This window comes from Brachyspira pulli, assembly GCF_036997785.1.
GTDB lineage: Bacteria > Spirochaetota > Brachyspiria > Brachyspirales > Brachyspiraceae > Brachyspira > Brachyspira pulli.
The window spans coordinates 1-9,318 of the sequence record NZ_JAWLQI010000091.1; the positions used below are offsets into that span (position 1 = coordinate 1).

At 22.2% G+C, this 9,318-nt stretch carries 8 protein-coding genes; all 8 read left to right on the plus strand.

Going from position 1 to position 9,318, the window contains the following annotated elements; genetic code table 11:
• Positions 1 to 130: 130 nt before the first annotated feature.
• A complete protein-coding gene (locus R4K56_RS13905) occupies positions 131 to 2,095 on the plus strand; it encodes a hypothetical protein (protein ID WP_335773043.1) in 1,965 nt (654 codons plus the stop codon).
• A gap of 116 nt (positions 2,096 to 2,211) precedes the next feature.
• A complete protein-coding gene (locus R4K56_RS13910) occupies positions 2,212 to 3,159 on the plus strand; it encodes a glycosyltransferase family 2 protein (RefSeq protein WP_335786921.1) in 948 nt (315 codons plus the stop codon).
• Positions 3,160 to 3,194: 35 nt separating this feature from the next.
• A complete protein-coding gene (locus R4K56_RS13915; protein WP_335786922.1) occupies positions 3,195 to 4,232 on the plus strand; it encodes a glycosyltransferase family 2 protein in 1,038 nt (345 codons plus the stop codon).
• Between the two features lie 37 nt (positions 4,233 to 4,269).
• Positions 4,270 to 5,391 (plus strand): FAD-dependent oxidoreductase, encoded by a 1,122-nt coding sequence (locus tag R4K56_RS13920; protein ID WP_335773048.1) that lies wholly within the window; start codon positions 4,270 to 4,272, stop codon positions 5,389 to 5,391.
• Positions 5,388 to 6,272, plus strand: a complete 885-nt coding sequence (locus R4K56_RS13925; protein WP_335773047.1) for a hypothetical protein — start codon at positions 5,388 to 5,390, stop codon at positions 6,270 to 6,272. Before R4K56_RS13920 ends, R4K56_RS13925 begins: the two co-directional genes overlap by 4 nt.
• Before the next feature lie 274 nt (positions 6,273 to 6,546).
• On the plus strand, positions 6,547 to 7,491 hold the full coding sequence (locus tag R4K56_RS13930) for a Rossmann-fold NAD(P)-binding domain-containing protein (protein ID WP_335773046.1): 945 nt from the start codon (positions 6,547 to 6,549) through the stop codon (positions 7,489 to 7,491).
• Entirely contained in the window at positions 7,491 to 8,327 is an 837-nt protein-coding gene (locus tag R4K56_RS13935) for a TIM barrel protein (protein WP_335773045.1), read from the plus strand. Before R4K56_RS13930 ends, R4K56_RS13935 begins: the two co-directional genes overlap by 1 nt.
• A gap of 1 nt (position 8,328) precedes the next feature.
• Positions 8,329 to 9,114, plus strand: coding sequence for a glycosyltransferase family 2 protein (locus R4K56_RS13940; RefSeq protein ID WP_335773044.1), 786 nt, complete (start codon positions 8,329 to 8,331; stop codon positions 9,112 to 9,114).
• Positions 9,115 to 9,318: the final 204 nt, after the last annotated feature.

Consider the following 9,318-nt stretch of genomic DNA (forward strand, 5'->3'; position numbering starts at 1 on the left):
ATAGAAAATTATAAATTAAAAAACGGTGCTATTGCAACAAGCCTAAATTTATTTTCTAACCTAATTTATCTAAATACACAAAAAAAATTTATCAATTTAAATACTATCTATGTATTTTATGGAGTAATTTATGAAAAATAATAAATTATTTTTATCGATATTAATAATATTTATAGCTGCCTTAATAATTCTTATTGCATTAGGATATAAAACAAGAATTGGATATTTAACAGAATTTAAATTTGATGAATATCATATAAATAGAACTTTAGAATTAAATGGATTAAACATAGATGAAGTAAAAAAAACTTTCACTATAGATAATACATTAAATAATGAAGCCTTAATGAATTACATATTTACAAATGAAGCTATCACAAATTACAGTTATGGTTTTAGAATACAGTATTATAGTAAAATATTTAAAAATAGTGATATATACGGAGTTTATCCTAATATAAATAAAATTTTGGAAGAAAATAGTTTTATCAAAGAAATAAAAATGAATGATAAAGGAAGTCCTTTTGGAAATTTAATTTCTGAAAAAAAATTAGGATATGATGAAAAAATAGATAACATTCATTATAAATTAAAAATAAAAGTATATATTATACTTATTTTAATTATATTGATTATATTATCAGTTATATATATTTTATTTAAAAAATATATTATATACAATATAAAATTATCTAAACCGTTAAAATTAGAATATATAATATATTATATTACAGTAATCTTTTGTTATGTAATGTATATATATTCCGATGCTTTAATACATATACCTTTTAGTGTAAATTTTTGGAATGTACACCCATTCAATTTTAATTATGAAGTATATATGAAAATAGGATCTCTTCATTACAGCCATTGGCCTTATTTAGCATATATAATATATGCTATACTATTTTTTCCTATATGGGTTTATACAAAATTAACAAATTTTACTCTTTATACTTGGCATCATGAATCTTTTTATATAGGTACATTTGAATTAATGTATATAAAAACTATACTATTTATATTTGTATTAGCATCTGCTCGTATAGTATATAAAATATCTAAAGAATTTAAATTATCTGATAATAATTCAAAATTATCAGAATATTTATTTTTATCATCTCCATTTACTATATTACCAGCACTGTTTATATCTCAAATGGATATTATTACAATATTCTTTATGCTAATTGGAATTTTATATTATTTAAGAAATGATAGCAAATATTTACTTTGGTTTGCAATATCTATATGTCTAAAAAATTATCCTGTTTTTATATTATTTCCTCTAATTTTATTGAGAGAAAAGAATTTGAAAAAAATAATTTTATACAATATAATAGCAATAACACCATTCATAATTACAAATATAATAACAAAAACTGCTGATTTACTATATTACCATAATCCACCATTACCATATATTACTTATAAAGCTCTTTATACTGATGTATTCAATGTACTACTATTAAATAAAATAGCAAATTTACCAGTATTTTTAATAGCATATTCTATTATATGTATATATTGTTTTTTTACTCCTAAAAAAGATGATGATAAAATATTATCTATAAATATTATATTTCTAACTTGGGTAAGTTTTTTATTTGGTAATGCACAAGCGGTAGCTTTATACCGTTTCGTTATACTATCTCCGTTTATACCATTATTATTATTTACAACAAATATAAAATATTTAAAATTTAATATTTTTATAGAAGTTGCATCTTCAACTTTTTATAGTATTATATTGCTAATTACACATACCTATATATGTGTTGCTGAAGCAGTTAGGACATATTCTTTACCACTTATTAAATTTTTCTATGCACAAAAAACATTTAAGTATAATAGTATAAGAGATTTAATACCTATTTTATCTACTGAACCTGTAAACAATTTTATATTCTCATTTATGTTCATAGGATTATTAATATTAGCTTATTTATTTTCTTATAATTCATATAAAAATAATTTTCAATCAGATTATAGTGGAGAAATACAAATAAAAAGATATCTAATTCTTATTAGATATATACCTACTTTACTTGTTATGATTGGATTTATTCTTTTATTAATTGTTAATAAACAATAATGATTTTAAATCACTTTATATATAGAAGAAAACTAAAGCTAGTTATAATTTTTTGAAAAGGATAATATCAAATTGCAGTATAGTTTTTTATGTTTAACTAATTTTTGGAGATCATTATGAATTATCAATTTACAAATGAAGAATTATTGGAAATAGTAAATAAAATACCAAAATATGATAAATATATGTTTTTTGAAAAGAGAAATAAATATGCTTTATTAATACCTGTTTTTAATGAAGGTGAAAGGTTTATTTCTCAAATGAATAAAATGAAAAATTCAAATATCTTTAATATATGTGATGTATATATATGTGATGCTGGAAGTAAAGATAATTCATCTAATCCGGAATTTATAAAAGAATATGGATGTAGAGGACTTTTGATAAATATAAGTGATAAAAAAGGTCAGGGTGTACAATTAAAACAAGGTTTTTATGAAACTATGAATGATGGTTATGATGGAGTTATAATGGTAGATGGAAATGATAAAGATAATGTTTATGAAAGTCTTCCATTATTTCTAAAAAAATTAGAAGAAGGCTATGATGTAATTCAAGCTACCAGATTTACTTTAGGTGGTCATCATAAAAATACCCCTATTGGTAGATTTATAGGAATTAAATTTATAGCTTCTCCATTAATTAGTTTAACTTCAGGATTTCATTATGATGATGTTTGTAATGGATATAAAGGCTTTTCAAGAAAATATATTTTAGATGAAAGAATGGATTGGTTCAGAGAAGAATTTAATACTTATGAATATTGTTACTATCCATTAGTACATGCAAAAAAATTAGGTTACAAAATTTGTCAGGTACCTACAATAAGATCATATCCAAAAAATGAAGTTCCATCAAAAATTAAAGGTTTCTCGTCTAACTTAAAACTTTTAAAAGAAATATTTCATTTAGCTTATAGTAAGACCAGACCAGACCAGACCAGACCAGACCAGACCAGACCAGACCAGACCAGAATTAATATATGCATCGATTACATATATATTTATAATAATTCAAAATATCAAAAATTACAACCTATGCAGCAATTTTATATTGCAGCGTAGGTTTTTTATGCTTTAAATTTATTTGGGAAATAATTATGAAAAAAATATCTGTAATAATACCATGCTATAATGAAGAAATTACTATTAAACAAGTAATAGAAGAATTTAGAAAATATCTTCCTGAAGCTGAAATTAACGTATTTGATAATAATAGTAAAGATAATTCTGTAAAACTAGCAAAAGAATCTGGAGCAATAGTAACAGAAGTTAACTATCAAGGTAAAGGAGAAGTTGTACGCAGAGCTTTTTCTGATGTAGAATCTGACATATATATAATGGTTGATGCTGATATGCAATACGATATATCTGAAATAAAAAAACATATACGGTATTTTTTAGACAACAAACTTGATATGCTTAATATTTCTCGTGAAGTTGTAGATGAAGATGTACATAGAAAAGGTCATACATTTGGTAATGCTATGCTTACAGGTTTTGCTAATATATTATTTGGAAAAAGATTTAATGATATGCTTAGCGGATATAGAATATTTTCTAAAAGATTCGTAAAGAGTTTTCCTGCTGCCTCTAAAGGTTTTGAAATAGAAACAGAGCTAACAATATATGCTTTACAAATGCGTTTACCAGTAGGAGAAGTATCTGCTAAATATTTTAAAAGACCTGAAGGTTCTTTTTCTAAACTTAATACTTTTAGAGATGGTTTTAGAATATTATTTACTATAATGTATTTAATGATGACAGAAAAACCAATGATATTTTTTAATATAATAAGCATTGTATTTTTTATTATAGGTATGTCATTAGGAATCAACATCACTATAGAATACTTTGAAACTTTAAAAGTTGATAGATTTCCAACAGCAATACTTACTATGTGTTTATTAATATTATCAGCATTATCTTTTGCTATAGGATTAATAATGAATGCTGTAGGAAGAGTGATATCAGAAAATAGAAGATTTAAATATAATTCGCAGACCAGACCAGACCAGACCAGACCAGACCAGACCAGACCAGACCAGACTAATATATGCTACGATTGCATATGTATTTATAATAATTCAAAATATCAAAAATTACAACCTATGCTGCAATTTAAAATTGCAGCATAGGTTTTTTGTGTTTTAAATTAATTTTTAGGAATATATTATGATGTATGATTATATAATAATAGGCACGGGTATTTATGGACTTTACTCAGCTGATATATTATCACAAAAATATAAAAATTTAAAAATACTTATATTAGAAAAAGATAAAGAAGCATTTTCAAGAGCTTCATATGTTAATCAGGCTAGACTGCATAATGGTTATCATTATCCTAGATCTTTGCATACGGCTATAAAATGTTCACATTATTTTGATAAATTTGTTAAGGATTATGAATTTGCTATTATAAAAAATTTTACAAAAATTTATGCAGTATCATCAAAATTTGGTATGTCTACTCCAGATAATTTTGAATATTTTTGTGATAATGCCAATATACCGTATAAAAAAATTAATGAGCTTCAATTTTTTAATAAGAATTTAGTAGATGCTTGTTATGAAACAAAAGAATATGCTATTGATACATTAAAAATAAAAAAATATTATTTAGAAAAATTAAATGAAAATAAAAATATTACAATTATGTATGATGATTATATAAGAGAAGTATGTATAAAAAATGACAGTTGGCATCTAATATTAAATTCTAATAAAACATTAGAAACTCAATTTGTAATAAATACGTCCTATGCATCTATTAATAGTATATTAAAAATCTTTAATTTAAATACCATACCTATAAAATTTGAATTATCAGAAATGATACTATGTGAAGCCCCTAATAATTTGAAAGGTTTTGGTATAACATTAATGGATGGTCCATTTTTTTCAATAATGCCTTTTAATCAAAATGGTATGTATTCTTTATATTCTGTTAGATATAGTCCACATAAATTTTCTATGTCTGAACTCCCAACTTTTAGCTGTCAAGAAAAATCACCAACATGTAATGGATTATTTTTGGATAATTGTACTTTTTGTAAAGTACGTCCAGATTCTTCTTGGATACATATGAAACAATTAGCTAAAAAATATTTAAAAAAAGAGCTCTTACCAGAGTTTAAAGAAAGTATCCTTACAATAAAGGCATTAATGCAGTCTTCTTCAACATCTGATTCTAGACCTGTCATAATAAAGAAAGATAGAGAAAAGCCAGGTTTCATTACAATATTAGGTGGAAAATTAAATACTATATATGAATTAAACGAGGTGTTATTATGAAAGATAAGAATTATGCAAGTTTCATTATCACAAAAATTGATAATAAAGAAAATTATCAAAGGTTAGAAAACTATATACTTAATAAATTTGAGTATAGCGAGATTATATTACTATTTAATGAAAATTTCAACATAGATAAGATAAATACTGAATTATCACCAAAATCTGATAATATATTATGTTTAAATGTTTCTAGCAACAGCAATGAGGATAGTATGATAAGGGCTGGATTAGAATTTTCTAAAGGTGATATAGTGTTTGTATTAAAAGATATTAATATAGATAATATAGAAAATTATTTAGATAGACTTTACGAATATAATCAGCAAGGTATTGATTCTTCATTTTTGGTAACAAAATATAATAATTTTAGAGACAATTTTGTATTAAAAAGTATATCATTATTTTCTAAAACAAAAATAGATAATATATACGATATTATATTTTTTGTTACAAGAAGAGTTATAAATTCTTTAAGTGAAAACAAAAGTAAAATTGTTCCTATATCATATATAATTAGGAATATAGGGTACAAATATGAAGAAATTAATTGTAATATAAAAAAATATAAATATAAAATGACAAAAAGTGATAGAAGTTCATATTTATTAATATTTTCTGAAGTAGTAGCAAATATTTCATTTATTTTAGCTATATTTTCAGCTATTATATCTGCTTCAGTTGGTCTGTATTCTTTAATATTAAAATTAGTCGGATCTAACAATTTAGAAAATGGTTGGGCATCTATAATGACTTTATTATCATTTGGTTTTACGTTGGTATTTTTTATATTTAGTATTATTATAAGATACATAGGACTATTATCAAAAGAAATGGAAAATAGACCAAATTATAAGGTTATATCTATTATAAAATTATAATAGTAATATTGTGGATAATATAAATAATTATAAATTACCAAAGAAGAATTAAATAAATATTCTATAATAAAAAGGAGTGTATTTTCTGGCAAAAGTAATAAATATGCCTTATTAATAGGTTATTATTAGAGTAAAAGATTTGTATCAAAAATGGCGAAAATTAAGGTATTTTACAAATATACAAATAATATTATATTAAAATAAATGAAATTAGTTAAATTAACATAATAGATTTAACTATATATTATTATTTATAAAATTCGGGAGCAAATATATGAATAATAAATGTTTAGTAGGTTATACTGGTTTTGTAGGAAGCAATATATTGCTGAAATCAGATTTTAATTTTCTATACAATTCAAAAAATATTAATGAAATTAAGAATAAAGAATTTGATTTATTAATTTGTTCATCAATACCGGCTGATATGCAGCTTGCTAATACTAATCCTGAAAAAGATTTATTGAATATTAAAGAATTACTAAGTATATTAAATACTGTAAAAGCTAAGAAAGCTGTTTTAATATCAACTATAGCAGTGTATCCTCAGCCTGTTATATATGATGAAAGAAATAACAATTTTATTAGTGATTCTGATTATGGAAAAAATAGAAAAATAGCAGAAGACGAATTTTCTAATATTTTTAATCATTCTCATATAATAAGATTACCTTCTATATTCGGAAAAAATTTAAAAAAGAATTTCATATATGACATAATAAATCCTGAACCAGCATTTTTTACCATAGATAAATTTGAATCTATAAAGAGTAAGATTAAAAATACAATAGTAATAAATTATTATAGTTTTAATAATGAAAAAAATAGATTTATATTTGATGTAAATAAAGCTATAGAAGATAATAAAAGGGAAGAAATTAAATATATATTGTCATCTATTAATGAAACTTCTTTGCAATTTACTAATTCTGAAAGTACATTTCAATTTTATAATTTAGATAATTTGTATAATGATATATTAAAATCTATAGAATATAATATTCCTATTCTTAATGTATGTTCTACACCTATTTCAGCAAAAGATATTATGAAAAACATTTTTCATAAAGAATTTATTTCAAATAATGCCAAATTATATAATTATAATATGAAAACTATATATGCTGATAAATGGGGAAATAACAAGGAATACCTATATAATGAAAAAAATATATATGATGATTTAGTATTATTTTTTAAATTAAATGGAGTTTTATAATGAAATTATGTATATCAGCATTGGCTTGGAATATAGACAATAAGAATAATGTTTATAATTTTTTGTCAAAAAAAGGTATTAAATTCATAGAAATTGCCCCATTTAAAATATCAAATTTAGGTTTATATGATGAATACAATAATTATATTAAATTAAAAAAAGAATGGGAAGATTTTGGATTACAAGCTGTTGCTATGCAAAGTATACATTTTGGATTAAATAAGTGTTCATTATTCTATTCTAAAATGGAAAGAAAAAAATTATATGAATATACATTAAAAGCTTTAGAAGTTTCTTCTACATTAGGTATAAAACATGTATTATTTGGATCTCCTAAATTAAGAATTGTACCAGAAAGTATGTCTAATGATGAAGCTAATGATATAGCTTTAGAATTTTTTACAAAATTAAATGATGTAGCTATACAAAATAATATTGTAATTGGTATAGAACCTAATTCTAAATCTTATGGTACTAATTTTTTGACTAATACTAAAGATACATTTGAATTTATAAAAAAAATAAATTTAAAAAATATAAAAATAAATTTAGATTTAAGCACTATAATTTTAGAAAATGAAAATATATCTCAATCTATAGATTTAGTAAATTCATTAGGTTATAATTTTCATTGTCACATAAGTATACCTAATTTAAAAAATGAGTATATAAATTATAAAAATTATTTAATAGAATATTTATATAAATTAAAAACTTCTAAAGTTAACCATTGTTCAATAGAAACAGTAATAAATAATAATAATGAAATAGAAAATATTAATATTATTAATAAAATAATTGATTTTATAAAATTAATAGAAAAGGAAATAGTATAATATGTTTAGAGAAGTGCCTGATTACAAAATAGAAGAATTTTTTCATAAGAAGCATAAATATTGTGTAGGTATTCCTTTACTTAATGAAGGTAGTAGAATAAAAAATGAATTGATAAAAATGAAAGAAAATAATATAGAAAATATAGTAGATATTATAATATTTGATGGAGGAAGTAATGACGGATCTACTAATAAAGATTTTTTGGAAAGTGTAAATGTAAGAACCTTACTTATAAAAACAGGGGAAGGAAAGCAAGGAGCGCAATTTAGAATGGGATTTGATTACATTTTAAATCAAGGATATGAAGGAATAATAACAATAGATGGAAATGATAAAGATGGAGTAGAATACATAAAAGATTTTATTAAAAAATTGGAAGATGGATATGATTTTATACAAGGTTCAAGGTTTATAAAGGGTGGTATTCATAAAAACACTCCTATATCAAGATATTTAGCTGTAAAATTAATGCATGCTCCTTGGATTAGTTTTATGTCTGGTTTTAAATATACTGATACTACTTCAGCATACAGAGGTATTTCTAAAAAATTATTATTAGATGAAAATCTCAATATATTTAGAAATATATTTTCTGGATACGAATTATTATTTTATATGTCTGTAATGGCTCCAAAATTAAATTATAAAGTATGCGAAATTCCTGTATCAAGAATCTACCCAAAAAATACTAAAACTCCTACAAAAATAACTTTTTATGGCAATTTCAATATAATAAAGACTTTATTTAAATTAAATATAGGCCATTATAATATAAAAAATGATTAAAATACATTTTATAAATAAAGCCTCACTATTTTTTATAGTCAGGCTTTATTTATAAAAAGTAAATATTAATTTTATTTACTTAATACACTTCTCCGCTTGAAACTTCAATCATTTTTGATAATTTTTCTATAGTCATGAATAGTCCTTATAATTAATATATATTTTAAATATAGTAAATTATAAGTAGATTTTCAAATTTATAAT